Genomic DNA, 24,839 nt, shown 5'->3' on the forward strand with positions numbered 1-24,839 from the left:
CGCACCGCGCGGCTGAGCACCGGCCATCGACTGTTTGACGTTCTTACGAGCTTGCTCAGGTGGGGTGCGTCCGCTCGGAGCTGGATACAGCGTCGCCGTCAGCGCCCGAGATCTGCTCCGACTCGGGATCGCTGTAGTAGTCCTCCGGTTCGGTGGCGTCGGTGCCGGACGGGGCCTTCACCGCCCGCATGAGCACCGTGAGCACGACCGCGACCACCACATTGATCAGCAGGGCTGAGAACCCGATGTAGACCTTGGTGTGCGTCCACGGGAACGTTGCCAGCGAGCCGCCGAAGTGGGCGGTCGCGGCGGACTTCTGGTGGTAGGCGGCCAGGGTCCCGTAGAGCATTCCGGCTGCCCAGCCCGCCAACAGCGCCCACCGGTGCAGCCAGCGCGTGTAGAGGCCGGCGACGATCGCCACGATCGTCTGCAAGATCCAGACTCCGCCGAGCAACTGGAAGTTGATGGCGTTCTGCTTGTCGAGGCTGAGGACGAACACCAGTGCGCCGAACTTGACCACCAGCGACACGACCTTGGAAACCGCTGCTTCCTGGTGCGGGGTCGCGTCCGGCTTGAGGAACTCGCGGTAGATGTTGCGGGTGAAGAGGTTGGCCGCCGCGATCGACATGATCGCCGCCGGGACCAGGGCGCCGATGGCGATGGCCGCAAAGGCGATACCGGCGAACCAGCTAGGGAACGAGTCGGCGAAGAAGTGCGGAACGGCCAACTGAGCATTGGGCTTTCCGTCAGCGCCGACGACGCTCGTCTTGGCCGCGATCGCGGCGAAGCCCAGCAGAGCCAGCAAGCCGAGCATCAACGAATACACCGGCAGGATGGCGGCGTTGCGCCGGATGACGTTGCGAGATTTACCCGACAGCACCGCGGTCATCGAATGCGGGTACATGAACAGCGCCAGCGCCGAGCCGAAGGCGAGCGAGGAGTACGCCCAGTAATTGTTGGAGTTGGGGACGAACACTCCGGTGGCCAATCCGGTCTTGGGCGACTTCGTGGTCATCTTCTTCTCGGCCGCGTCGAACATGGTGCCGAAGCCGATCTTGACCCCGACGTAGATGATGGCCACCACGATCACCAGGTAGATGAGCGTGTCCTTCACGAAGGCGATCAACGCCGGCGCACGCAGCCCGGATGAGTAGGTGTACGCGGCCAGGACCGCGAACGCGATGAACAACGGCAGGTCCTTGACGAACCAGTTGCCGGTCCCGCCGAGGCCCAGAGTGTCGAGCACGGCCTGAATGCCCACGAGCTGCAGAGCGATGTACGGCATCGTGGCGAGCAGGCCGGTCACCGCCACGGCCAGTGCGAGGCCGCGGGAGTCGTAGCGTCCGCGGACGAAATCGGCCGGCGTGACGTAGCCGCGCCGATGCGCCACCGACCACAGCCGCGGCATGAAGACGAAGATGAGCGGATAGACCACGATGGTGTACGGGACGGCGAAGAACCCGCTGACGGCGCCGGTGGCGAACATCGCCGCAGGGACGGCAACGAACGTGTAGGCGGTGTAGAGGTCGCCGCCGAGCAGGAACCAGGTGACGATCGTCCCGAACCCGCGGCCGCCCAACCCCCATTCGTCCAAGGAGTGCATGGATTCCGGACGACGCCACTTGGCGGCGAGAAAACCCCCGGCCGTGACGATGACGAAGAAGAACAACAGGACGGCCAGGGCCACCCCATCGACCTTGGTACCGGCGGCAGAGGTCATTTCTGGCCTCGCCGAGCGCGATCGATGATCACGTACGCGGTGTAGGTGAAGGCCGCGGCCAGGAACACCCACATGAACTGGTACCAGTAGAAGAAGGGGAATCCCCACAGCGTCGGCCCGGTGCGGGCGTAGATGGGGACGATGAGCAGCGCCAGGATCGGGATCACCAACAGCACGCCGGCTGTGACGGCGACTCCGGTCGGCAGGCGGTGCGGTGTCCGTGCGGACATGCGGCGGCCTCCTCGTTAGCCAAACGGACGAAATGTAAACCCACGCGCGTGATGATCATGTTTGTTCGGCACTATGGCTTGTGTCCGCATTCGTGAACGCGGCGGCGCGGGCGGGAAACGGCGTGCGGTGAGCGCGGCTGGCGGGTGGCCGTCGGCTCAGAGGTTCAGTGAGGCGACGAAGGTATAGCGATCGCCCCGGTACCAGCTGACGACCCACTCGACCGGCTCACCGTCGGCGGCGACGCTGTGCCGCGTCAGGATCAACATCGGAGATCCCGTGTCCGTCTCGAGCAGTTCGGCCTCGCGTACCGCGGCGGGCGCCGTTTCGATGGTCTGGGTCGCGTGGGCGATCGAGACGTCGTACTGGGTGGACAGCACCTGATAAAGCGATCCGGTTTGCCGCAGGGCGCGCACGAGACCCGGAAAGCGCTTCGCGGACAGGTGCGACTGTTCCAGCGCCATCGGCGAGCCGTTGACCTCGCGCAGGCGCTCGATGCGATGGACCGGTGCGCCTACCTTGAGCCCGAGGCGTTCGGCGATCTCGGTGCTGGCCCGCACGCGCTCGGCCGCGACCAACCGTGTCTCGACCTTCAGGCCGGACGAGGCGGCTTGCTGGGTGAAGCTGGACATCTGCAGCGGCCAGGCCAGCTTCGGCTCGGCCACGTAGGTGCCCGAGCCCTGCCGGCGCACCAGACGCCCCTCCGTGACCAGCTCGGACAACGCCTGCCGGACCGTGGTGCGAGAGGTCGTGACGAGTTCGGACAGCTCGCGTTCGGTCGGAACCGGGCTGCCGGGGGCCAGCTCGGCGATCAGATCGAGGAGGTGCCGCTTGACCAGGTAATACTTGGGCTCGCGGGGCGCGTCAGCAACCATCCGATCAGTATCTCCTTCGTCGTGGGCGCCCATCATTGCACCTCCTCGGGGTATTGGTCTATACCATTGGTCGCGCGTGTGGTTGACTGTCCGTGTGGCCGAGATCGGTCCGGCAGCCCGGCGGGCCTCTGAGCGGGCGATCCTATCGAGACAGGTGCTTACCAGTGAGCGAAACCGCCGAGACCGCGGCGTACGGGCATTCCGATGCGGCTGGGGCGCTCGCGCCCGGACGCCTGATGTCGGCGGAGGTTGCCGAGCAACCTGCGGCGTGGCGTCGACTGCTGGATGACGGAGCGGGCGAGATCGCCGACGTGGCGGCCGCGATCGCGGCTCGCGCCCCCCGGTTCGTGCTGTTGGCCGCGCGGGGCACCTCCGATCACGCGGCGCTCTACGCCAAGTACCTCGTCGAGGTCCAGCGGGGGTTGCCCGCCGGGCTGGCCTCGCCCTCGTCGTTGACGGTCTACGGCAGCCGGCCCCAGCTGCGCGACGTGCTGTTCGTCGCGGTCAGCCAGTCGGGTGGCTCGCCCGATCTGCTGGACTCCATGACGACCGCGCGTGCCTGCGGCGCGATCACGGTGGCGGTGACCAACAACCCGAGCTCGGCCCTGGGCCAGGCCGCCGAATTCTCCGTCGACGTCCGCGCCGGTGTCGAACGCGCGGTGGCCGCGACCAAGACCTACACCGCGGAGCTGCTCGCGCTGTACCTGCTTCTCGCTGTTCCCGACGCCGAGGGCCGCACGGCGCTGACCCGGGCTCGCGCGGGCTTGGCCGACGCGGCTGATCTCACCCTCGCCGGCGAGCCGGCGGTGCGCGCCGCGGCGGCCAGGTACCGCTTCGCCGACCGGCTGGTCACGACCGCCAGGGGCTACTCGTACCCAACCGCACGGGAGGCGGCCCTGAAGCTCATGGAGACGTCCTACCTGTCCGCACAGGCTTTTTCCGGAGCCGACCTGCTGCACGGACCGATGGCCATGATCGACGCGGATCTGCCCGTCATCGCGGTGAAGACTCCCGGACGAGGGGGTGCGGCGATGGCTGCGGTGATCGAACGGATGCGCGAGCGTCGAGCCGACCTGGTCGTGGTGGGCGAACAGCCCGGGGATGGTCAGCCGGCGATCGTCCTGCCGGTGCAGACCGCCGGGGTCAGCGAGGATCTGCACCCCCTGCTGGAGATCCTGCCCCTGCAACAGCTCGCCCTGCACCTTGCGCTTCAGCGTGGCGGTGACCCGGACGCGCCTCGGGGTCTGAGCAAGGTCACCGAGACCTGGTAGTGCGACGCGGGCCGACGAGCGAGGCGGCCCGAAGACCGTGTCCGAGCGGTGAGCCGCCGCTCAGCTGCCGCCGGCGGTCTACGAGCCCGGCTGGGACGTCGCTGACGGGCCTGTGGGACGCTGGGCGGCACCATGTCTGCTCTGTCGGATCTTCTGGCCGCCCACACGACGCTCGACGCCGAGCAGACTGCGCACCTGCAGCGACTGGTCGCCGAATGGCAGCTGCTGTCGGACCTCTCCTTCGCCGATCTGTTGCTCTGGGTTCCGATGAACGAGCAGGCCGACGACGGCGGAACCGAGTTCCTCTGCGCGGCGCAGTGCCGTCCGACCACCGGCCCGACCGCCTACCTGCACGATTGGGTCGGCCAGCGGCTGTCGGGCCAGAAGGCCTCGGCGCTGCGGGTGGCGATGACCGAGTCGCGCATCTTCCGGGAGTCGGACCCGGACTGGGAAGGCGATACGCCGATCCGCCGGGAGGCCATCCCGATTCTGTTCAACGGTGCGGCCGTCGCCGTGCTGGGCCGCGACTCGAACCTGACCAGTGTCCGCAGTCCCAGCCAGCTGGAACTGGCCTACCTGCAGAGCGCGGCCGACCTGGCCTCGATGGTCGCCGCCGGCGCGTTTCCGGGGCCCGCCACCGACCGGGAAGAGGCAGCGGGTCCACGGGTCGGCGACGGCATGGTGCGTGTCGATGATCGCGGCGCCGTGCTCTACGCCAGCCCGAACGCCTCCTCTGCCTTCCGGCGCCTGGGCTTCACCGGCAACCTGCTCGGCTCACCGCTGGCCTCGGCGGTCGCGGAGCTGGCGCGCGACCCGTTCGACGCGGCCGACCTGGAGGAGATGCTGATCCAGGCGCTGGCGGGTGGCCACCCGTTCAGCCGGGAGGTCGACGGAGGCGGCGCGATCGTGCAGTTCCGCGCGATTCCACTGCACCCGCGCGGGCAGTCCCTCGGCGCGCTGGTGTTGTTGCAGGACGTGACCGAACTACGTCGCCGGGACCGGCAGATCATGAGCAAGGACGCGACGATCCGCGAGATCCATCACCGGGTGAAGAACAACCTGCAGACCGTCGCCGCGCTGCTGCGCCTGCAATCGCGCCGACTGGCCAATCCCGAGGCCCGGACCGCCCTGGAGGAGTCGATGCGCCGGGTGTCATCGATTGCGTTGGTGCACGAGACCCTTTCCTCGGCGATCGACGAGGCGGTGGACTTCGACGAGGTGGTCGACCGATTGCTGGACATGCTGGTCGACGTCACGGGCGCGGTCGGACGGGTGCTGGTGCGCCGGATCGGCAGTTTCGGCGAGTTGCCCGCCGAGCTGGCGACTCCGCTGGTCATGGTCCTGACCGAGCTCGTCGGCAACGCCGTCGAGCACGGTTTCGCCGGCGACCGCTCCGGCTCGGTGGAGGTGAGCGGCCGGCGCTCGCGCGGAACGCTGCTGGTCACGGTCACCGACGACGGCGTCGGGTTACCGGACGGATTCTCGATCGGCAGCACCGACCGCCTGGGACTTCAGATCGTGCGCACGCTGGTCGACGCCGAACTGGACGCGGTCCTTGAACTGACCGGACGCGACGATGGCCGAGGAGGTACCTCGGCCACCGTACGCATTCCGCTCAGTCGCAAGGACCGCGGTTCGCTGGCCTGAGCCGGCGATTCAATCGTGTTGAGTTGGTGGAACCGTCGATCGCAGCGGGCTGCGATCAGGCCATGCGGGCGCGGGCCCGGGCGTTGCGGCGCTTGAGAGCGCGTCGCTCGTCTTCGCTCAGACCGCCCCAGACGCCTGCGTCCTGGCCACTTTCCAGTGCCCACGCGAGGCACTCGGACATCACGGGGCATCGGCGGCAAACCGCCTTTGCCTCCTCGATCTGCATCAATGCCGGACCGGTGTTACCGATCGGAAAGAACAGTTCCGGGTCCTCGTCGCGGCATACCGCGCGGTGACGCCAGTCCATGGGGGAGTTCTCCTAACGTGGCTTGGGAACTGCGGGTGGAAGTCGTACCGAACGTGGTTGCGCAACCCGCAGCGCTTGTGAATTCTTTCACGAGCTGCCGCGGACGGCAAGGACTTCGGATTACTTGACGGTTCGATCACACCGGTGTGACGCACCTTCGACCGGGTGCGTTCTCACCCGCCTCTGTCCGCGCGTACAGACTTGCTTACCCTGCGCTACGGGGCAAGGCCTATCGCGTTAAATCGGTCGTGCGGCCCAGCATTATTGGCCTATCCACAGGTCAATCACCCCAAATATAACCGGTAGCGGGCCTTTGTGGGCGATTTGGCACTGGAAGAATTTTGTCGACGCCTTGTGCACGGTGTTCGCCGAACGCACATTCCACCCACAGCTGAGCGGGCCTCACAACCAGGCAGCGAGCCAGCTATCGGAGCTGATCAGACGAAGACGCGCAAGGCTTTGCGAACGCCCCGCAGGTGCACGACCTCGCGCTCGCCCAGGGCGTCGCCGTCGACCTGAAACGGCATCGGGCGGGACGCTCTGAGGATGAAGCCGTCCAGGTCATGCCACGTTCGAGCGCCGAACTCACGTTCCTTCGTGGTGCCGCGCGCCATCCGGGTCGCTCCGAAGGCGATGCTCGGCAGTCCCATCCGGGTACGTGCGTAGACGTCGAGCCCGGCATCGAAGGACGCGCGGGGCGTCGGCGACATCGGATGGTTGCCGAGGAAGGTCCACGGTGTGCAGTTGGTGACGATGGCCAGGTACAGGCCGGAGTCGAGCCCTCCGCCAGGCAGCTCCAACTGGATCGCGGGCCGATGCCGCGACTCGGCGAAAAAGCTCTTGATCGTGGTGCGCAGGTAGAGCGCGTGGGTGGACTTCTTGCCCCGGCGCCGGTGTTCCTCGACTCCGCTGACCACGGCCGCGTCCAGGCCGAATCCGGCCGCGAACACGAACCAGCGCTCATCGGCCTGGCCGAGGCTGATCGTGCGGGTGCGGCCCTGTTGCAGCGCAGCGATGAGCTCACTGGTGGCCTCGACCGGATCATTGGGCATGCCGAGTGCCCGGGCGAAGACGTTGGTCGAACCGGCCGGGACGATGCCCAGCGCCGGCACGCCGTCGTGCACGCCGTCGGTGAGCAGGCCGTTGACAACCTCGTTGACGGTGCCGTCGCCGCCCAGGGCAATCACCACGTCCACTCCGTCGCGCATGGCGCGGCAAGCCAGGGCGGCGGCGTGCCCGCGATTGGCGGTCTCCTCGACCTCGAGCTTGGCGTCGGCCGACAGCGCGTGCACGAGCACATCGCGTTGCCGAGCGGTGGTGGCGGTCGCCTGTGGATTGGAGATGACGAGAACTCGCACGAGAGCCGACTCTACTGTGTCCAGCAGCTGAACCCAGCTGGTCGCAGACGAGTCGCAACGGCCGTCCACACGGCCTGTGCGGCGTGGCCTAGGGTGTTCGTCGTGTCCGTCACCGACCCGCCGCACGGCGTTCAACGGCCCGGCTCCGGCGTGCCCGAGGCCCTGCGTTGGGCCGTGTTGGTCGCAATGGTCGAGGCGGTCGCCCTCGTTGCCGGCGCCGCGCTCTACCTCGTGTTGATCTTCACCCGGACGAGTACACAGCTCTGGGCCGCGTTCACGGTGCTGGCGTTCATGCTGTTCGGCGCCGCGGTGCTGTACTTCGGCGCACGTGGCATCGCCAAGCTCAGCCCGAGTGCTCGCACGCCGGTCCTGCTGCTCAACCTGCTGTCGCTTCCCGTGTCCTTCGACCTCGGCTTCCAGGCCGGACGGCTGGGGATCGCCCTGCCGATGTTGCTCGCGGCCGTTGTCGAGATCGGGCTGTTGATGAGCCCGTCCGGTCGCCGAGCGCTGGACCGCGAACTCTGAACCACCCGGCCTATCGCCACCCGGAGCGCATCCGGTCCCTACCCTCAGGCGTCCCAGTGCACGTCCGGAAGCTTTTCGCGCAACTGGCCCAGAGTCTTGGCGAGGAGCCTCGACACGTGGACCTGAGACACTCCGAGTACCTTGGCGATCTCGCTCTGGGTGCGGTTCTCCACGAAGCGCAGGACCAGCGCCTGACGCTCCCGCGGGGGTAGTTCGGCCAGTACCGGCCGCAGCGCGTGCCGCAGCTCGACCTTGCCCAGCGCCGTATCCGGCTCCATCAGGGAATCGGCGATGCTCATCCCGGTCGCCGCGCTGGGAACATCGATCGGTACGGCCGAATAGGCCCGCGCGGACTCGGTGGCCTCGATCACCTCTTCCTGCGAGACATGCAGGTGAGCTGCCAGTTCGGCGACGGTGGGGGATCGGCCAAGTCGTTGGGACAGCTCGCCGATGCCCGTGGTCAGTTCGGCCTGTAGTTCCTGCAGCCGACGCGGGACCTTGACCATCCAGCCCCGGTCACGGAAATGCCGTTTGATCTCCCCGGCGATGTTGGGCGTGGCAAAGGTCGAGAATTCCAGGCCCCGTCCCGGCTCGAAGCGGTCGATGGCCTGCAGCAGGCCGATCGTGCCGATCTGGAGAAGGTCGTCGGACGGTTCGCCCCGGCCGGCGAAGCGGCGGGCCAGGTAGCGCACCAGAGGCATGTGGGCCGCGACCAGTTCGTCGCGAACGGCTCGGTACTCGGGACTGGCCTCATCGAGGCTGTTCAGATCGGCGAACAGCTGACGGGTCCGGTCCCGGTCGGGGCGGCTCCGCTCGCTCATCAGCCGCGAGCGCCGCGGGCCTTGACCAGGGTGAGCGACAGCGCCTCGGAAGAGCGATCGGTGCGCACCTCGTCGGCAAGCGCGGCCAGCACCATCCACGCGAAGCTGGTCTCGTCGATCGCGCCGTCCTCGGTCGGGACGTCCTCGTCCGGCCCCGGCGACAGGCTCACCTCGACCTGCAGCGAGTCGGCGCCCCCGGTGAAGGCGGCATTCAACTGGGCACCCGGCCCGGCGTGCGGCAACAGCAGCGCGCTCGCCTCGTCGACGGCGATCCGGAGATCGTCGATCTCCTCGATGGTGAAGTCTCGCCGGGCCGCCAGCGAGGCGGTGACCGTACGAAGCACAGATACGTAGGCGGAATCTGCCGGCACCGTCAGGGCGACGGTGTCGGACGCGCCCACCTCTGGCGTCGCGATCTCGGGCTCGCTCACGTCGGCCTCCCTCTCAACCTCTACGAACCGTACAAGGCTCGCGCGATCAGAGGCGGACGATCGGAGGCAGGGCGGTCAGCGGCGTCGATCAGCGGCGTCGGTCAGCGGCGTCGGTCAGCGGCGTCGGTCAGCGGGGAATGTTCCAGTGCAGGATGACGGGCCGTCCGTGTTCATAGCCCAGGCTGGACACCGCGCCGGTGCCGAGCCAGTATTGCCGACCATCCGTCACCGGCTCTCCGAGCCAGCGTGCCGCCAGACACCGCGAGGCGTGCCCGTGGGAGAACACCACCACGGGTCCCTCGCTGCGCAGTGAGCTGACCGAGGCGAGAACGCGGTCCAGTCGAGCCGTCACCGCGGCGGCGTCCTCGCCACCGGGGACCGGGCCCTGCCAGATCGACCAACCGGGCCGCTCGTGCTGGATCTGCGGGGTGGTCAGACCCTCGAAGTCGCCGTAGTCCCACTCGGCGACGTCTTCGGTGATCCGCTGCGCGGGGAACCCGGCGAGCTCTGCGGTGCGTAGCGCCCGTCGGCGTGGCGAGGAGATGACCAGGACGGGGGCACGGCCGTCCAGAAGGTGCTGGAGAACGGAGCCGGCGGCTCGGGCCTGTGCCTCCCCGGCCGGGGTGAGGGGAATGTCGGTGCGACCGGTGTGCTGGCCGCTCTTGCTCCACTCGGTCTCGCCGTGCCGAACCAGGATCAACACCGGTGAATCGGTGCTGCTGGGCGCGGAATTCGTCGGGGACGTTGCGGCTTCTGCTGCGGAATCCGGCACTAAAGGACCCTAACAGCGCCCGGTGCGGATACAGTTCCGGGGCGGCTGTGACCTAGCCGGGCAAGCTCGCGCTGTCGAAAACTCAGGTGGGCGCGATCCCGACCGATCTGGACCTTTGCGATGATGATCTTGGGCGAGCTCGCTACGGCTGACGACCAGCGCGCCTATCGCCGCGGGCCGATGCGTCCCCGACGGCTGGTGAGCGTTCGGGCCAATCAGAGCAAGCGGTTGAGCTCGCACGTCTTCCGTACCGTCGACCTCACCGTTCTGGCCCTCGTCACCGTCGTGGTCGCTGCCTTGCACTCGCCGGACGCCGTCCTGTCCATGCCGCTGCGCCAGATCGTGCCGCTGCTGGTCGGCGTGCTCATCCTGGCACGCGCCCTTCGAACATTGTCGCTGTACCGCTTCTGCCGCAGCGAGACGATGACGGTCCATCTCGTCGTGCTCATCGGTGCGCTGGCGATCGCCGGAGGGTCCGCCCTGCTGGTCGAGGCCGTCGTCGGCCACGGGCAGGAGCTGGCCCAGTGCTGGTGGTGGATCCTGGCCAGTGGCCTGGCCGTCACGATCCTGCACGTGGGTTGGTGGTTGCGGGTCCGTACCTGGCGCGACGCGGGCTGGCTGCTGCCGAACCTGGTCATCGTGGGCGCGACCGACCACGCCGAGCGCCTGATCACCGAAGCGCTTGAGCGGCGGCACGTCAACGTCCTCGGCGTTTTCGACGATCGGCGGGAAAGATCTCCGGCCGCCGTGCACGGGGTGCCGGTCCTCGGCGATGTGTCCGCCTTGCTCAGCCACCGTGTCCTGCCGTTCGTGGACCGGATCGTGATCGCGGTGGAGCCGTCGGCCACCTCACGCGTGCGGGAGATCTCGGCACGGCTGGCGCCGCTGCCGAACCAGGTCACCCTGTTCCTGGCCCTGGACGAGTCCTACGGCCGTTCGGCCGCGTTGTCCGAACTCGAGGACTCGCCGCTGGCCGAACTGCACACATCGGTCGGCCTGGATCGCAAGTCGTTCGCCAAACGTCTCCAGGATCTTGCGATCGCGGTGCCCGTCCTGGTGCTCATCAGCCCGGTGCTGGCGATGATCGCGCTGCTCGTCAAGCTGGACTCACCCGGTCCGGTGTTCTTCCGGCAGCGCCGGCACGGGTTCAACAACGAGGAGATTCTCGTCTGGAAGTTCCGGTCGATGCGGACCGAGACCACCGATGCCCGCGCTGAACGCCAGGTGAGCGCCAACGATGAACGGGTCACCCGCGTCGGCCGGCTGCTGCGCCGAACGAGCCTGGACGAACTGCCCCAACTGGTCAACGTGCTGCGCGGCGAGATGTCGCTGGTCGGCCCCCGTCCGCACGCTATCGGGATGAAGACCGGCGAGGTCGAGTCCGCCCGGCTCGTTGCCGAGTACGCCCACCGGCACCGGATCAAGCCCGGCATGACCGGGTGGGCGGCGGTGAAAGGTTCCCGCGGTCCGCTGAACGACGCGGTCGAGGTGCAGCGCCGGGTGGCTCTGGACATCGATTACATCGCGCGTCAGTCGTTCCTGCTCGACCTGCGCATCATGGCGATGACCTTGCCGGGGTTGCTCGGCGATCGGCACACGGTCCGCTGAGCGTTCGTACGCCACCGACCGTGGGTGCGGCGCGGGCCACTCACGGGCCACTACGGCCCCGAGCCGCACCCACGGTCGTGGTTTCAGCGTCGGATCAGAAGGCGCTGGTGCCCTTCGGCGTTCCCAGCCCGGTCGGACCGTCCCAGCCCGTGCCTGCCGTGCACCACACTCTGGTCGGGCAGCTTCCGTTGGAGCCCGTGGTCACGTCGTTCAGCGAGCCGGCTTGCGACCACGTGTAGGACGCGGGGTAGCCGCTGGTGTTGCCCGAGAGCGCATACACCGATGCCACGATGGGCGACGCGGCGCTGGTGCCGCCGTACACCGCCCAGCCCGAGGAACCCTGGTACGGCGTGCTGTCGTACACCGAGACGCCGGTCGCCGGGTCGGCCACCGCGGAGACGTCGGCGTTGGCCTTGCCCGAGCATTGGGTTGCCGCGCTCTGCCAGCTCGGTTTCGCGTTGAGGCTCGAGCAACCGCTGCCGGCGCCACTCCACGCTGCTTCGGACCAACCTCGTACGGTACCGCCGGCGCGGGTCAGGCTGGTTCCGCCGACGGCCACGACGGAGTCGAAGGAGGCCGGCGACTCGATGCCGTAGCCGGCGTCACCGGTCGAGGCGGTGATTGCGATGCCGGGATGGTTGTAGGCAGACAGTGGCGAGCTGTCACTACCGCCGTAGCTGTTGCTGATGGCCACTACACCCGCTCGGCCAGCGGCGTAATTCACCGCGGCCGCGAGATTGGTAAAGGACGGTGTCGTGGCCTCGACGAGCAGGATCTTGCAGTCCGGACACGTCGCCGAGACCATGTCCAGATCAAGGCTGATCTCGGTCGCCCAGCCCGCGTCGGTCCGGGGGAGCTTGCTGCCACCCGATTGACTCACCTTCCGGAAGCAGCCGTTTGCCGTCGTACAGGCACTCAGTCCGAAGGTGGACCGGTACACCCCCAGGTCGGACTCCGCGGTCGGATCGTTGTACGCGTCGACGATGGCCACGGTCCGGCCGCCACTGTTCGCCGCGGTCAGGGCGTAGGCCGACCGGATGTCGGCCGGGTTGAGGCCCGCCGGGGCGGACTGGGCCGCGGGCCTGCCGTTCGCGTCCACCCGCACCAGAGCGTTGCACGCGGCGTAGCCCTTGGTCGCGGCGGCGGCGCAGGTCCGTGCGGCGTGGCGAGCGCCTTGGGTGACGTGTGGGGCGGCAGCTCCTGCCGGGTCAGGCGCGGCACCCGAGGCAGCACCCGGCGCGAGGAAGCCCACCACGCTCAGTGCGGCAGCTACGGGTAGCGCGAGGATTCGCAGTCGTTTCATCGGTCTCCTTGAGATCGGCGCACCCAGCCCTCGTCGGGTGCTGACGGTGCCTCCAGGCTAGAGCCGATTTGTGAATTGTCCAGAGTTGTCCGTCATGCCGGATTCAGAAGATCGCTGGGGGCGAACCCGGACGGCACGCGTGCATGCGACGAGGGCCGCATCCGGTCGATCTCGGATGCGGCCCTCGAGGGCTCGCGGACTCGCTGTGAACTGCTGGCGGTCCAACCGCCATGAAGCCCGTTTTTGGGGGTGCAGAGGCCTAGGCGGCCTTCTTGGTCTCCCAGAAGATGGTGTCGATCTGGGCGATGAGGTCCAGCAGGGCCTGGCCCTCGGCCGGGTCTACGGAACCCTTTCCACCAGCAGCGCCGGCGGCCTTGGTGGCCTTGTTGAACAGCTCGTGAAGCTGCGGGTACTTCTCGAAGTGCGGCGGCTTGAAGTAATCGGTCCACAGCACCCACAGGTGGTGCTTGACCAGCTCGGCGCGCTGCTCCTTGATGATCAGCGCACGGGTGCGGAACACCGGGTCTTCGTTGCCCTGGTACTTCTCCATGATGGCCTTGACCGACTCGGCCTCGATGCGAGCCTGGGCGGGGTCGTACACGCCGCAGGGCAGGTCGCAGTGTGCCGAAGCAGTGGTCGTGCTACGCAGCAAGCGCATGACAGCTCCTTCTGGGTCCCGAACGTTTATGCGCGGCAGGCACCTCTTGCGGCCGCCACGAACGCGACCCTACTCCCGCCCACATCGACGAGATCGGGCAGCATTGGGCCATGCGATTCGTCCTGCCCTATCAGCTGATCACGGTCAGCGGGCAGTCGATGACGCCCACGCTCTGGAACGGCGACCGCGTGCTGGTTCGACATGGGCGCCGTCCTCAGCCGGGCCACGTCGTCCTCGCGGAGTTCGCCCGTCGCCCTGGGTTGTTGGTGATCAAGCGCGTCGTACGCAGTCAGGACGGAGGTTGGTGGCTGAGCAGCGACAACGCCGCCGCGGGCAGTGCTTCGGACGAACTCGGCGTCGCTCGGGTGCATGCGGTGGCGGTGTGCTTCTGGCCGGGTTCGCCGCGTCGAGGCAGTGCCGGGCGCGCCCTGCACGGAGGGACGCGGCGGAGGCGGGGGGCAGCCCGCGCTTGCCGGTGGCCCGAGCGGATCGGTGATTCACCGCAAGGCCTCTGATCAGCCTGGCCGGCCGCGGGTGGCATTGCTCACGGTGTGATGTCGCGCCTGCTCAGGCTGGTCGAAACGTGCCACACTGACCCGCACGGGCGACCCCCGTTGTCGTAGCCGAGCGATCCGCCCACAGGCGATGACCCTCGTGCGACACCCACCCTTCGACGTCGGGCTCAACCCGCGCGAGACGGTGTTCCACCCGCCGTAGGACCGACTCGGTGTCGGCGGTTGCGAACTCGCCGCCTCGCGGTCGTCGCCCCTCATACCTGTCCCTCGTAGCCGTCCCCTTGTACCCGTCTCCCCGTACCCGCCTCTCAGCCCCTCGACCGACTCGGAGTGCTGCAATGACGCAGACGTTCGATCCCGAAAGCCCCGTCTTCACCTGCCATGTCGGCGGCAAGCTCAGCGTGCGCAGCTCCATGCCACTCATCGATCGTGCCTCCCTGTCGCTGGCCTACACCCCCGGCGTGGCGCAGGTGTCGGCGGCGATCGCGGCTGATGAGTCGCTGGCTCGCACCTATACCTGGCGGTCACGGCTCGTGGCGGTGGTCAGCGACGGGACCGCCGTGCTCGGCCTCGGTGATATCGGCCCCGCGGCCGCGCTGCCGGTCATGGAGGGTAAGGCCGCGCTCTTCGAGCAGTTCGCCGGCGTGAACGCCGTGCCGATCGTGCTGGCGACCAAGGACACCGACGAAATCGTCGACACGGTCGTCCGGATCGCTCCATCCTTCGGCGGCATCAACCTGGAGGACATCTCGGCTCCTCGTTGTTTCGAGATCGAGCGGCGGCTGCGGGAATTGCTGCCCATCCCGGTCTTCCACGACGACCAGCACGGAACGGCGATCGTGGTTCTGGCCGCGCTGCGCAACGCCGCGCGCATCACGGGGCGACAGCTGTCGGAGTTGCGGGTTGTCGTCTCCGGCGCGGGGGCGGCCGGAGTGGCGTGCGCGAAGATCCTGCTGGCTGCAGGCATCGGTGACCTCGCAGTTGCTGACTCACGCGGCATCGTGCACCCGGGTCGGGATGACCTCAACGCCGTCAAGCAGGAACTCGCGGCCGAGACGAATCATGCCGGTCTGGCGGGTTCGCTCGAAGACGCCCTGGTCAAGGCGGATGTCTTCATCGGTGTGAGTTCTGGCGTGGTCGCCGAGGACGCGGTCGCCGAAATGGCGCCGAACGCGATCGTCTTCGCCCTGGCCAATCCGACCCCGGAGATCCATCCGGAGGTGGCTCACCGCCATGCCGCGGTCGTGGCGACCGGACGCAGCGATTTCCCCAACCAGATCAACAATGTGCTCGCGTTCCCCGGGGTTTTCGCCGGGGCCTTCGACGCCGGTGCCCGGGAGATCACCGAGGGCATGAAGCTCGCTGCGGCGGATGCGATAGGTGGGGTGGTCGCCGACGAGCTCAGCCCGGACTGTGTGGTGCCCACGCCCTTCGATCCGCGGGTCACGCCGGCGGTCCGGGTTGCGGTCGCAGAGCAGGCGCGTCGAGACGGCGTCGCACGGGTCTAGCTCGAGTCCCGTCGTTGACGTTGCCCTTGTTGCTGGGTTCTTGTCGTTGACGTTGCCCTTGTTGCCGGGTGTGGCGACGCAACAAGGGCAACGTCAACGGGTGTGGCGACGCAACAAGGGCAACGTCAACGGGTGTGGCGATGCAACAAGGGCAACGTCAACGGGTGTGGCGACGGAGGGCTTACGCGGTGACCAGCGAACCGGCATCGCCCGGCAAGCGGCCGGGTTCGAGTTCACCCCAAGCCTCGGCGATGGTCTCCACGGCACGCCGGAGCACGTCTTGCGGCAGGGCGAACGGCAGCCGAAGCTGGCGCTCCAACGTTCCGTCCGCCGCGAATCTCGAACCTGGACTCAGCAGCAGCCCGCGATGCTCCAGCAGATGTGACAGCGGAGTTGCGCCGGCGTGATCGAGCTCGATCCAGATCGACAGCCCGCCGAGCGCCCGGCTGGGACGCCAGGCCGGTAGCAGCTCGGCCAGCGAGGCGAGCAGGCAATCTCGTTGCTGTCGAAGGCTGTCCCGCCGCTGCATGAGGGACGCGTCGAGGTCGGCCAGCAGGTGATGTGCGATGAGCTGTTCGATGACGGGCCCCGCCATGTCGTTACGCGCTCGCGCCGCGGCGAGCCGCTGCACGGTGTCGGGATCGGTGCGGATCCAACCGACCCGCAGGCCGCCCCAGATGGGCTTGGACAGCGAGCCCAGACTGATGACGGACTCGTCCAACTCGGCCATGGCGACGATGGGACGTGCGCTGTCGCCGCGTTCGGCCTCGGTGCGCAGGTCGATGTCGACGAAGGACTCGTCGACGATCAGCCGTGTCCCCGAGCGCCGGGCGGCATGGGCGATCTCGGCCCTGGTCGCACCGTCGCCCAGCGCACCGGTCGGATTGTGGAAGTCGGGGATCAGATAGGCCAGCCGGGGCGAGCTCTGACGCAGCGCCGCGGCGAAGCTGGGCAGCTCCCAGCGGCCTTCGGTCATGCTCATCGACAGCGGGACGGGCACGTGGCGGGCGCCGTGGGCCCGCAACGATTCCAGCGCCCCGGGATAGCTCGGCAGTTCGGTGACGACCCGATCGCCGGGGCCGATCCCCACGCGCAGTACGAGATCGAGACCGTGCTGCGCACCGTTGGTTATCAGGATCTGCTCCGGCGTGGTGGCCACGCCCCGCCGGCGGTAGCGCTCGGCGACCGCCTCCCGAAGTTCCGGGATGCCGTAGGGGTAGTAGCCGTCACGGGTCGCGTAGCGCGCGACGTCCTCGGTCACGGCTGCCATTGCCGGACCCATCACACCGGCGATCGCTGGCAGGCTTGCGATGGACAGATCTACCAGGGCTGCGTCCCCGGGGCGGCGCGCGATGCGGGAGCCGGGTCCGGCCATCCGGGCCGCCGCGGGAAGGGTCAGGTAGCTGCCAGACCCTTGCCGCCGAATGAGCAGCCCGTCGGCCGCCAGTGCGTCGAAAGCTGCTGTCGTGGTCGCCCGGCTCAGCTTGAGCTCGCGGGCCAGATCACGCTCGGAGGGCAACCGCGATCCTGGCGACACCCGCCCGTCCAGCAAGAGAGCGGCCAGCGCGTTGCTGAGCGCGCGGTAGCGGGGGCCAGGTTGTTCGGACAGATCTGGCAGCAGGCCCAGCAGGGTGCGGGTTCCGATCGGAGCGTTGCTCAACACCGGGCCAGCTTGGCACAATTGGCCCGGGAACGGCAGTCTCCTACTGACGAAACTGCACCGAATCCAGACCAGTAGTGCCGTATTGGACTCGTACAACGACCGGCAGTGGCCTGGATGATGGATGGTGTGACGTCGACGCCTCCCACGCCCACGCCGGTGCCCATGCCTGTGCCGACGCCCATGCCCAGCCCGGTGCCGCAGCCGCTGCCGGTTCCGGCAGAGCCCGGCGCCGACGTGCCGCCTCGCCGTGCGGCGCTCCGTTGGTCGCGACGACTGATCCAGCTCTACGTCGGCCTGGCCCTCTACGGCGTGTCGGGCGGCCTGCAGGTGCAGGCCAATCTCGGACTGGACCCGTGGGACGTCCTGCATCAGGGGGTTGCCTCGCGCGTGCATCTGTCGATCGGCGTCGTGTCCATCATCGTCGGTGCGCTGGTGCTGCTGGCCTGGATTCCGATCCGCCAGCGCCCCGGCCTCGGAACGGTCAGCAATGTCTTCATGGTGGGCTTCGCCATGAATGTGACGATCGCCGTGGTGCCTGCTCCAGATGCCTTCGCCGCGCGATTCGCCTTGCTGCTCGGGGGAATCCTGCTCTGCGGTCTGGCCACGGGCATGTACATCTCGGTCGGACTGGGACCTGGGCCCCGGGACGGGCTGATGACGGGATGGTCGGCCAGGCTCGGCTTGTCGATCCGGCTCACCCGCACGGTGCTGGAGCTGACGGTGCTGGCCTCGGGATGGGCGCTCGGCGGCACGGTGGGAGTCGGCACGGTGCTGTTCGCGGTCTTGATCGGCCCGCTCGCTCAGCTGTTCCTCCGCGCGTTCGGCGTTCGGCGGGTGGAGCCGGCTGCGGCGAGCGTGCTGCCATTGCAAGGTCCTGAAGCGCAGTAGGACGCACGGTCACTCGACGTTCGCCTGGTAGACACAATCGCCCGTGACCGTCGTTACGCTGTACAAATTTGCCTTTGTGTAAATTTCGAGGGCATGATGGGTGGGTAGGTAAACCCGCACCTGTTGAGACAGAGGTGAACCAATGATCACGATGACCGGCTCCGGAACAATCCTTCTCATCGTCTGCCTTGCCGCGCTGGCCCTGCTGGCCCTCAGCGCCGGCAGCGATCACCGCTGAATGAGCTTGCGCGACGTGGCGACCGAGCCGCCGACCGAGCCGCCGACCGAGCGACCGGTCGAGCCCCCGACCCAGCGGCCGGTCGAGCCCCCGACCGAGCGGCCGGTCGGCCCTCCGGCGGCTCGTTCGAGGGTGCTAGGCCTGCGCCGACCGCCCACGCGTGACCGGGTCGGCATCTGCCTCGGCGATCGCACTCCGATGAGCCCCGGAGGTTATGTCCACCTCTCTGATGAGCCGCTCGGAATCGACGAAGATCGAAATGAGCAAACGTCCGGCTTCGGAGTCGCTGTCGTCCAGTTCGGTCGGCACCCGACCCAGGGCACGGACCGCCCGCTGCGAGAGTTCGCGTGCCTCGGATGGAATCCGGATCAGCTCAGCGCGATCGGCGTCGGCCAACGGATCCTGCTGCAGACGGCCGAACGCCGACATCGCCCGGCCTGCCTCCGACAACAGATCACCCAGCACCGGTAACGCCCGCGCCAGATCCTCATCCGTGCTCTCCGGCGGCAGATCGAGCAGACTGCGGGCGATCCCACGGGTCTGGTTGATCGCGTGGTCGAGCGCGCGACGAGCCTCACTCTGGCGAGTCAGCTGATCGAGCTCGCGCCGCGCGCGGGGATTGAACTGCAGGCTCTCCTCGCCCTGTTTGACGGTGGCGATCGCGCTGCGGGAATCGGCTGACAGGTCGCGCGCCCGCGACAGCCAGCGGCGATAGTGCTCCTGCCCGGGTTGGCGGTGCAGTCCGCTGCCCATGTCCGATAGCAGGGCTCCGAGATCTTCGCCGAGCGTGCGCATCGTGCGACCGGCCTCGGAGACGTAGGAGGCCGGGCTGATGACCACGTTCACCAGGACCCCGATGAACGCCCCGATCGCGGTGTCGATCGTCCGCTGCAGGCCGTAGCCGTTGCCCAGCGAGATCGCGAGCATGGCCGAGATCGCCACCTGTCCCGACAGCGGTCCGAGCCGGAGCAGTTCCCCAACGATCAGGCCGAGCAGGACGACCAGCCCGATCGACCACCAGCTCACGCCGAGGAGGTGGCCCAGGGCTATCGATGCGCCGAGGCCGACGGTGACCGCCACGGTGAGCTGGATGCTGCGTGCCAACGACGAGCGGACCGTGATTTGCAGGACGATGATCGCGGCCAGCGCCGCGAGAGCAGGTCGGGGCGAGTGGATCGCCTCAGCCGCCAGCCACGACAGGGTAGCGGCCAGCGTCGACTTCAGGATCCGGCGGATGACCTCCCGCTCGATGGACAGGCTTTCCCGCAGCCCGACCTGGCGCAACCGCGCCCGGAGCTGGTCGATCCGGCTGCGGACACCGGGCCAGCGCGACAGGACCTCGGGCATGGCGCTCTAGTCGAGTTCGTCGTCAGCTCGGGCCAGCCACGTCGCGAACCGCTCGATCGCGATCTCGAAATCGGGATTGAGGTCGACGAACGTCTGCAGGCGCTGGGCCAGCCAGTCGAGGCTCACCTCCTCCTCGCCGCGGCGCGATTGCAGTTCCTCGATGCCTCGATCGGTGAAGTACATCTACTCTCCCGGGTAACGCACGCCGAGCTCGGCACGGGCGTGGTCGAGCAGCCCCATGATCGCGATGGTATCGGCGTGCGGGATCAGCGGGCTCTCGCTGAGCCCCGTTCGCAGACAGCGTCCTACCTCGGCGATTTCCGGCCCGTAGCCCGACCCCTGTCCGGCAATCGGATCGTCGATGTGATGGACACCGTCGCGGCCGTGGACGATGAGGCCGGTCGGTCGGTGCGCCTGACCCTCGGTCAGGATCCAGCCCTCGGTGCCGTAGATGGCTCCGCGATTGGGCGAGCTCACCGGGGCCGAGCACCACAACTGAGCGGTCGACCCGTCGGCGCAACGCCACTGCATCGCGACGGTCTCGTCCGTGCCGGAAGCGGCAAGGCTGCCGGTGACCGCCACCGACTCCGGTTGACCGAGGAACAGGTAGCCGAAGGTGACCGGATACACGCCCAGATCGAGCAGTGCACCGCCGCCGTTGGCCAGGTCGTAAAGCCGATGTTCGGGGTCGAAGCGCAGGCCGAGCCCGAACTCGGCGCGCACGCCCCGGACGTCTCCGATCGCTCCGGCGTCGACGAGCGCTTCGGCCTTGCGGATCAGGGGATTGGTGCGCATCCACATTGCTTCCATGGCGAACACATCGGCCTGTTTTGCGGCCTCGAAGATCTCGGCCGTGTGAGCCGCGGTCAGGGCGACCGGCTTCTCGATGAGGACCGGCTTGCCCGCAGCGATCGCCATGAGTGCGTGTTCGCGATGGTGCGGGTGAGTCGTGGCGACGTAGACCACGTCGACGCCGTCGTCGTTGACGAGTTGCTCGTAGTCACCGTAGGCCCGGCAGCCGGCGAACTCGGAGGCGAAGGCGCTTGCTCGTTGCGCGCTGCGAGCGGCGACGGCGGCGACGACGTTGCCGTCGGTCATGACGATGTCGCGGGCGACCGTGTGGGCGATACCGCCGGCCCCGAGGAGGCCCCAGCGGATCGGACGGTCGTCAGGCAGAGGTGTCGGCATGTCCCAAACCTAGTTGACCGCCCCAGCGAGTTGCGCGGTCCTCGCTCGCTATCCGAGCGCCGTGGCCACGACTTCGCGCTGCTGGGCCTCGTGAATGCTGGCCGAACCCACAGCGGGCGAGGCCGACGGCTTGCGCGAGGCCCGGTAGATGGGCCGGTTGTCGCCGTGCCCGGAGAGCACCTCAGGCAGGTTGAGCGCGATGAACGGGTAGCCGCCCTGGTTGGCCGGCTCCTCCTGCGCCCAGATCAGCTGGGCATTGGGGTACTTGGCCAGTTCGGCGCTGATCTCCTCGCCCGGGAGCGGGTACAGCTGCTCGACCCGGACCAGCGCGACATCACTGCGCTTGGCCTCGGTCCGGGCGTGCACGAGGTCGTAATAGATCTTTCCGCTGGACAGCACGACCCGGCTCACCCCGCTGGGGTCCACGGCAGGGTCGCCGATGACCGGACGGAAGGTGCCGGAGGTGAACTCCTCGAGCTGGCTGACGGCCGCCTTCAAGCGCAGCAATGACTTGGGGGTGAAGGCGATGAGCGGACGTCGGACGTCGGTCAGGGCCTGGCGACGCAACAAGTGGAAATAGTTGGCCGGAGACGAACACATCGCGATGTTCATGTTGTTCTCGGCCGCCAACTGCAGGAACCGTTCCGGTCGGCCGGAGGAGTGGTCCGGTCCCTGACCTTCGTAGCCGTGCGGCAGCAACAGGGTCACCGAGGACCGCTGGCCCCACTTGGCCTCACCGCTGGCGATGAACTCGTCGACGATGGTCTGCGCCCCGTCGGCGAAGTCCCCGAACTGCGCTTCCCAGCAGACCAGCGCGTTCGGGTTGGCCACTGAATAGCCGTACTCGAAGCCCATCGCCGCGTACTCACTCAGCAGCGAGTCGTAGGTGCGGAACTGCGCGGTCTGGTTGGGGATGTAGCGCAGCGGGGTGTACTCCTCGCCGTTGTGCCGGTCGATGAGGACCGCGTGCCGCTGCGTGAAGGTGCCGCGACGCGAGTCCTGCCCGGCGAGCCGGACCGAATGCCCGTCCACCGTCAGGGACCCGAACGCCAGCAACTCGGCCGTGGACCAGTCCACGTCGCCGCCGGTCGTCATCGCGACCCGTCGGTCGATCTGAGGCTTGAGCCGCGGGTGGATCGTGAAGCCCTCCGGGTGGTTGGCGTACAGCTCACCCATGGTCTTGATCAGCTCGGCCGAGATGGCGGTCTGGATCTCGCGGGGGGCCTTGCTCGATTCCATGACAGGCTCGGGCGTCGGCCGGCCGGTCGCGCCCCGGGTTTCGAGGAACACCTTTTCCAACTGGGCCTGGAAGTCCTTGAGCGCCTCCTCGGCGTCGGCGAGGGTGATGTCGCCGCGGCCGATGAGCGCCTCGGTGTACAGCTTTCGGACGCTGCGCTTGTTGTCGATGATGTCGTACATCAGCGGCTGCGTGAACGAGGGGTTGTCGGCCTCGTTGTGCCCGCGGCGCCGGTAGCAGACCATGTCGATGACGACGTCCTTCTTGAACGTCCGCCGGTAGTCCACTGCCATTCGGGCGACCCGTACGCACGCCTCGGGGTCGTCGCCGTTGACGTGGAAGATCGGTGCCGAGATCATCCGCGCGATGTCGGTGCAGTACAGGCTGGAGCGGGATGCCGACGGTGACGTGGTGAAGCCGACCTGGTTGTTCACGACGACGTGCACCGTGCCACCGGTGCGATATCCGCGAAGCTGGGAGAGGTTCAGCGTCTCGGCCACCACGCCCTGACCGGCAAAGGCCGCGTCGCCGTGCATCAGCAACGGCAGGACGGTGAAGCCGCTCTCGCCCTTGTCGAGTTCGTCCTGCTTGGCGCGGACGATCCCTTCCAGCACAGGGTTGACCGCTTCCAGATGGGACGGATTGGCGGTCAGCTCGACGTCGATCTGCTTACCGCTGGGGGAGTTGTACGTCCCGTGTGCGCCGAGGTGGTATTTCACATCGCCTGAACCCTGCGCGGTTCCCGGGTCGATGTTGCCCTCGAACTCGTTGAAGATCTTGGCGTAGGGCTTGCCGACGATGTTGGCCAGCACGTTCAGCCGGCCGCGGTGCGGCATGCCGATCACGACCTCGTCCAGCTCCTGCTCGGCCGCGGCGGACAGCACAGCATCGAGCAGGGCGATGACGGTCTCGCCACCTTCGAGGCTGAACCGCTTCTGGCCCACGTACTTGGTCTGCAGGAACGTCTCGAAGGCCTCGGCCACGTTGAGCCGCGACAGGATGTGCTTCTGTTCATCGCGGGTCGGAGCGTCGTTCTTGATCTCGATGTGCTGCTGGATCCAGGCGCGTTCCTCCGGATCGATGATGTGCATGTACTCGACGCCGACCCGTCGGCAGTAGGCGTCACGAAGCACACCGAGGATGTCGCGCAGCTTCATCAGCTTCTGGCCGGCGAAGCCACCGACGGGGAACTCGCGGTCCAGATCCCACAAGGTCAGGCCGTGTTTGGTGATGTCCAGGTCCGGGTGGTTCCGGATCTTGAACTCCAGCGGGTCGGTGTCGGCCATCAGGTGACCGGAGGACCGGTAGGCGTTGATGAGTTCGACGACCCGCGCGGCCTTGTCGATCTGACCCTCGTGGGTGAACTCGCGGTCGGTCAGCCACACGACCGGCTCGTAGGGGATCCGCAGCGACCGGAAGATCTCGTAGTAGAAGTCGTCCCCGCCGAGCAGCAGCTCGTGGATGCGTCGCAGGAACTCCCCTGACTGCGCGCCCTGGATGATGCGATGGTCATAGGTGGACGTCAGGGTCATGATCTTGCTGATGGCCGTGGCAGTCAGCGATTCCTCGCTCATACCGCTGTACTGCGCGGGGTATTCCATCGCGCCGACGCCGATGATCGTGCCTTGGCCCTGCATCAGCCGCGGCACCGAGTGGTTCGTGCCGATGGTGCCAGGGTTGGTCAGGCTGATGGTCGAACCGGCGAAGTCGTCGGCCGTCAGCTTGCCCGCACGCGCCCGGCGGATGATGTCCTCGTAGGCGCCCCAGAAACCGGCGAAATCCATCGTCTCGGCCTGTTTGATGCTCGCGACCACCAGCGAACGGGCACCGTCCTTGCCGGGAAGATCGATCGCGAGGCCGAAGTTGACGTGCTCCGGGGTCACCATCGCCGGCTTGCCCTCAGCGGTGAGCGCGAAGGAGTTGTTCATCTCGGGGTGCGTCCGCAGAGCCTTGACCACCGCGTAGCCGATCAGGTGGGTGAAGCTGATCTTGCCGCCGCGAGCTCGACGGAGGTGGTTGTTGATGACGATCCGATTGTCGGCGATGAGCTTGGCCGGGACGGCGCGCACGCTGGTCGCGGTCGGGATCTCCAGCGAGGCCTGCATGTTCTGCACGACTCGCGCCGGCGCACCGCGCAATGTCGTGATGCTGCCGGCCGAGTCCGCGGCCACGGGCGCCACGGTCGGGGTGGTCCAGGACGGCCGGGTGGCTTCCGCCGGGGCGGCATGCGCGCCGGCGGACTTGCTCGTCCCGTTGGAGGGGGCCGCGGCGGCGCTGCCGGCCGCGTTCGGTGCGCCGGTCTGGCCGGACGAATCGGCGGCACTGGCGGTGCTGGCGGCACTGGCGGCACCGGCGGCGGTGCTGGCGGCACTGCTGGCCGCCGTACTGGCTGCCGCGCCGGGGGAGACTGTGGCGGCCTCGGTGACCGCAGCAGCCTGAGCCTCGGGATCGGCCGTTGCGGCCGCCCGGCCGTTCGAGGTGGACCCGCTCGCGCCGCCGACCGGCGGTCGGTAATCGGCGAAGAAGTCGTGCCAGGCGGCGTCGACGGTCTTCGGGTCCGCGAGATAGCGCTCGTACATCTCCTCGACGAGCCATTCGTTGGCGCCGAAGTCGGGCTCGGAAACGGACGGTTCACCAGTCGAGGACTGCACGGTCACGACGTTCGGCCACCTTTGAGGAGAGAGCGTTGCCTGCGAGTTCGGGCCGCGGACGGGAGGGCTGGGAGGAGATC

Annotated in this window: 22 protein-coding genes; 7 read left to right on the forward strand and 15 right to left on the reverse strand. The window is 68.0% G+C overall.

The window, feature by feature from the left end; translation table 11 throughout:
* Positions 1–55: 55 nt before the first annotated feature.
* The 3 genes from mctP to M6D93_RS07340 form a co-directional block, all read right to left on the reverse strand.
* A complete protein-coding gene (gene mctP, locus M6D93_RS07330; protein ID WP_249773703.1) occupies positions 56–1,720 on the reverse strand; it encodes a monocarboxylate uptake permease MctP in 1,665 nt (554 codons plus the stop codon).
* Positions 1,717–1,950, reverse strand: coding sequence for a DUF3311 domain-containing protein (locus M6D93_RS07335; protein WP_249773704.1), 234 nt, complete (start codon positions 1,948–1,950; stop codon positions 1,717–1,719). Before M6D93_RS07335 ends, mctP begins: the two co-directional genes overlap by 4 nt.
* Before the next feature lie 156 nt (positions 1,951–2,106).
* Positions 2,107–2,823 carry a GntR family transcriptional regulator gene (locus M6D93_RS07340; protein WP_249773705.1) on the reverse strand — a complete coding sequence of 239 codons (717 nt, stop codon included), beginning with the start codon at positions 2,821–2,823 and terminating at the stop codon, positions 2,107–2,109.
* Between the two features lie 236 nt (positions 2,824–3,059).
* On the opposite strand from M6D93_RS07340, the gene M6D93_RS07345 reads away from it, so the two are divergent.
* Together M6D93_RS07345 and M6D93_RS07350 are read left to right on the forward strand one after the other, a co-directional pair.
* A complete protein-coding gene (locus M6D93_RS07345; protein WP_347343568.1) occupies positions 3,060–4,094 on the forward strand; it encodes an SIS domain-containing protein in 1,035 nt (344 codons plus the stop codon).
* A gap of 132 nt (positions 4,095–4,226) precedes the next feature.
* Entirely contained in the window at positions 4,227–5,741 is a 1,515-nt protein-coding gene (locus tag M6D93_RS07350) for a sensor histidine kinase (RefSeq protein WP_249773707.1), read from the forward strand.
* Positions 5,742–5,796: 55 nt separating this feature from the next.
* Here M6D93_RS07350 and M6D93_RS07355 read toward each other — a convergent pair whose 3' ends face one another.
* Together M6D93_RS07355 and M6D93_RS07360 are read right to left on the reverse strand one after the other, a co-directional pair.
* Complete coding sequence (locus tag M6D93_RS07355; RefSeq protein WP_022912629.1) at positions 5,797–6,048, reverse strand: WhiB family transcriptional regulator; 252 nt, start codon at positions 6,046–6,048, stop codon at positions 5,797–5,799.
* A 437-nt stretch (positions 6,049–6,485) separates the two neighbouring features.
* Complete coding sequence (locus tag M6D93_RS07360) at positions 6,486–7,406, reverse strand: diacylglycerol/lipid kinase family protein (protein WP_249773708.1); 921 nt, start codon at positions 7,404–7,406, stop codon at positions 6,486–6,488.
* A 102-nt stretch (positions 7,407–7,508) separates the two neighbouring features.
* Between M6D93_RS07360 and M6D93_RS07365 the strand changes: the two genes are divergently transcribed.
* Complete coding sequence (locus M6D93_RS07365; RefSeq protein ID WP_249773709.1) at positions 7,509–7,931, forward strand: hypothetical protein; 423 nt, start codon at positions 7,509–7,511, stop codon at positions 7,929–7,931.
* A gap of 44 nt (positions 7,932–7,975) precedes the next feature.
* On the opposite strand, the gene M6D93_RS07370 is transcribed toward M6D93_RS07365, so the two are convergent.
* From M6D93_RS07370 to M6D93_RS07380, 3 genes are all read right to left on the reverse strand, one after another.
* Entirely contained in the window at positions 7,976–8,752 is a 777-nt protein-coding gene (locus tag M6D93_RS07370) for a SigB/SigF/SigG family RNA polymerase sigma factor (protein ID WP_249773710.1), read from the reverse strand.
* Positions 8,752–9,183: an ATP-binding protein gene (locus M6D93_RS07375; protein WP_249773711.1), complete on the reverse strand. Its 432-nt coding sequence runs from the start codon at positions 9,181–9,183 to the stop codon at positions 8,752–8,754. The genes M6D93_RS07370 and M6D93_RS07375 overlap by 1 nt, the downstream gene beginning before the upstream one ends.
* Before the next feature lie 127 nt (positions 9,184–9,310).
* Positions 9,311–9,886, reverse strand: a complete 576-nt coding sequence (locus M6D93_RS07380; RefSeq protein WP_347343569.1) for a histidine phosphatase family protein — start codon at positions 9,884–9,886, stop codon at positions 9,311–9,313.
* A 189-nt stretch (positions 9,887–10,075) separates the two neighbouring features.
* Here M6D93_RS07380 and M6D93_RS07385 point away from each other — a divergent pair, with 189 nt between their 5' ends.
* Positions 10,076–11,563: an exopolysaccharide biosynthesis polyprenyl glycosylphosphotransferase gene (locus M6D93_RS07385; protein WP_249773713.1), complete on the forward strand. Its 1,488-nt coding sequence runs from the start codon at positions 10,076–10,078 to the stop codon at positions 11,561–11,563.
* A 94-nt stretch (positions 11,564–11,657) separates the two neighbouring features.
* On the opposite strand, the gene M6D93_RS07390 is transcribed toward M6D93_RS07385, so the two are convergent.
* Both M6D93_RS07390 and sodN read right to left on the reverse strand, forming a co-directional pair.
* On the reverse strand, positions 11,658–12,866 hold the full coding sequence (locus M6D93_RS07390; RefSeq protein WP_249773714.1) for a S53 family peptidase: 1,209 nt from the start codon (positions 12,864–12,866) through the stop codon (positions 11,658–11,660).
* 259 nt (positions 12,867–13,125) lie between these two features.
* A complete protein-coding gene (gene sodN, locus M6D93_RS07395; RefSeq protein ID WP_249773715.1) occupies positions 13,126–13,524 on the reverse strand; it encodes a superoxide dismutase, Ni in 399 nt (132 codons plus the stop codon).
* A gap of 110 nt (positions 13,525–13,634) precedes the next feature.
* Between sodN and M6D93_RS07400 the strand changes: the two genes are divergently transcribed.
* Together M6D93_RS07400 and M6D93_RS07405 are read left to right on the forward strand one after the other, a co-directional pair.
* Positions 13,635–14,039: a S24 family peptidase gene (locus tag M6D93_RS07400; protein WP_249773716.1), complete on the forward strand. Its 405-nt coding sequence runs from the start codon at positions 13,635–13,637 to the stop codon at positions 14,037–14,039.
* A gap of 338 nt (positions 14,040–14,377) precedes the next feature.
* Complete coding sequence (locus M6D93_RS07405) at positions 14,378–15,547, forward strand: NAD(P)-dependent malic enzyme (RefSeq protein WP_249773717.1); 1,170 nt, start codon at positions 14,378–14,380, stop codon at positions 15,545–15,547.
* Between the two features lie 181 nt (positions 15,548–15,728).
* On the opposite strand, the gene yczR is transcribed toward M6D93_RS07405, so the two are convergent.
* Positions 15,729–17,210 carry a MocR-like transcription factor YczR gene (gene yczR, locus M6D93_RS07410; RefSeq protein WP_249773718.1) on the reverse strand — a complete coding sequence of 494 codons (1,482 nt, stop codon included), beginning with the start codon at positions 17,208–17,210 and terminating at the stop codon, positions 15,729–15,731.
* A 162-nt stretch (positions 17,211–17,372) separates the two neighbouring features.
* Here yczR and yczE point away from each other — a divergent pair, with 162 nt between their 5' ends.
* Positions 17,373–18,098: a membrane protein YczE gene (gene yczE, locus M6D93_RS07415; protein ID WP_249773719.1), complete on the forward strand. Its 726-nt coding sequence runs from the start codon at positions 17,373–17,375 to the stop codon at positions 18,096–18,098.
* 373 nt (positions 18,099–18,471) lie between these two features.
* On the opposite strand, the gene M6D93_RS07420 is transcribed toward yczE, so the two are convergent.
* From M6D93_RS07420 to M6D93_RS07435, 4 genes are read right to left on the reverse strand one after another with little or no spacing between them, the layout of a single operon-like run.
* Positions 18,472–19,683, reverse strand: a complete 1,212-nt coding sequence (locus M6D93_RS07420) for an FUSC family protein (protein WP_249773720.1) — start codon at positions 19,681–19,683, stop codon at positions 18,472–18,474.
* A 6-nt stretch (positions 19,684–19,689) separates the two neighbouring features.
* Positions 19,690–19,866 carry a DUF6104 family protein gene (locus M6D93_RS07425; protein ID WP_249773721.1) on the reverse strand — a complete coding sequence of 59 codons (177 nt, stop codon included), beginning with the start codon at positions 19,864–19,866 and terminating at the stop codon, positions 19,690–19,692.
* Positions 19,867–20,871: a Gfo/Idh/MocA family protein gene (locus tag M6D93_RS07430; protein ID WP_249773722.1), complete on the reverse strand. Its 1,005-nt coding sequence runs from the start codon at positions 20,869–20,871 to the stop codon at positions 19,867–19,869.
* 48 nt (positions 20,872–20,919) lie between these two features.
* Positions 20,920–24,765 (reverse strand): multifunctional oxoglutarate decarboxylase/oxoglutarate dehydrogenase thiamine pyrophosphate-binding subunit/dihydrolipoyllysine-residue succinyltransferase subunit, encoded by a 3,846-nt coding sequence (locus M6D93_RS07435; protein WP_249773723.1) that lies wholly within the window; start codon positions 24,763–24,765, stop codon positions 20,920–20,922.
* Positions 24,766–24,839 lie beyond the last annotated feature (74 nt).

Origin of the sequence: Jatrophihabitans telluris, assembly GCF_023516435.1 — a bacterium.
Classification (GTDB): domain Bacteria; phylum Actinomycetota; class Actinomycetes; order Mycobacteriales; family Jatrophihabitantaceae; genus Jatrophihabitans_A; species Jatrophihabitans_A telluris.

Coding starts and splice junctions, on each gene's coding strand:
- M6D93_RS07355 (WP_022912629.1), bottom strand. CDS start 6,048: ATGGACTGGCGTCACCGCGCGGTATGCCGCGACGAGGACCCGGAACTG.
- M6D93_RS07405 (WP_249773717.1), top strand. CDS start 14,378: ATGACGCAGACGTTCGATCCCGAAAGCCCCGTCTTCACCTGCCATGTC.
- M6D93_RS07430 (WP_249773722.1), bottom strand. CDS start 20,871: ATGCCGACACCTCTGCCTGACGACCGTCCGATCCGCTGGGGCCTCCTC.
- M6D93_RS07400 (WP_249773716.1), top strand. CDS start 13,635: ATGCGATTCGTCCTGCCCTATCAGCTGATCACGGTCAGCGGGCAGTCG.
- sodN (WP_249773715.1), bottom strand. CDS start 13,524: ATGCGCTTGCTGCGTAGCACGACCACTGCTTCGGCACACTGCGACCTG.
- M6D93_RS07345 (WP_347343568.1), top strand. CDS start 3,060: ATGTCGGCGGAGGTTGCCGAGCAACCTGCGGCGTGGCGTCGACTGCTG.
- yczE (WP_249773719.1), top strand. CDS start 17,373: ATGCCTGTGCCGACGCCCATGCCCAGCCCGGTGCCGCAGCCGCTGCCG.
- M6D93_RS07335 (WP_249773704.1), bottom strand. CDS start 1,950: ATGTCCGCACGGACACCGCACCGCCTGCCGACCGGAGTCGCCGTCACA.
- M6D93_RS07425 (WP_249773721.1), bottom strand. CDS start 19,866: ATGTACTTCACCGATCGAGGCATCGAGGAACTGCAATCGCGCCGCGGC.
- M6D93_RS07420 (WP_249773720.1), bottom strand. CDS start 19,683: ATGCCCGAGGTCCTGTCGCGCTGGCCCGGTGTCCGCAGCCGGATCGAC.
- M6D93_RS07390 (WP_249773714.1), bottom strand. CDS start 12,866: ATGAAACGACTGCGAATCCTCGCGCTACCCGTAGCTGCCGCACTGAGC.
- M6D93_RS07370 (WP_249773710.1), bottom strand. CDS start 8,752: ATGAGCGAGCGGAGCCGCCCCGACCGGGACCGGACCCGTCAGCTGTTC.
- M6D93_RS07385 (WP_249773713.1), top strand. CDS start 10,076: ATGATGATCTTGGGCGAGCTCGCTACGGCTGACGACCAGCGCGCCTAT.
- M6D93_RS07350 (WP_249773707.1), top strand. CDS start 4,227: ATGTCTGCTCTGTCGGATCTTCTGGCCGCCCACACGACGCTCGACGCC.
- mctP (WP_249773703.1), bottom strand. CDS start 1,720: ATGACCTCTGCCGCCGGTACCAAGGTCGATGGGGTGGCCCTGGCCGTC.
- M6D93_RS07340 (WP_249773705.1), bottom strand. CDS start 2,823: ATGGTTGCTGACGCGCCCCGCGAGCCCAAGTATTACCTGGTCAAGCGG.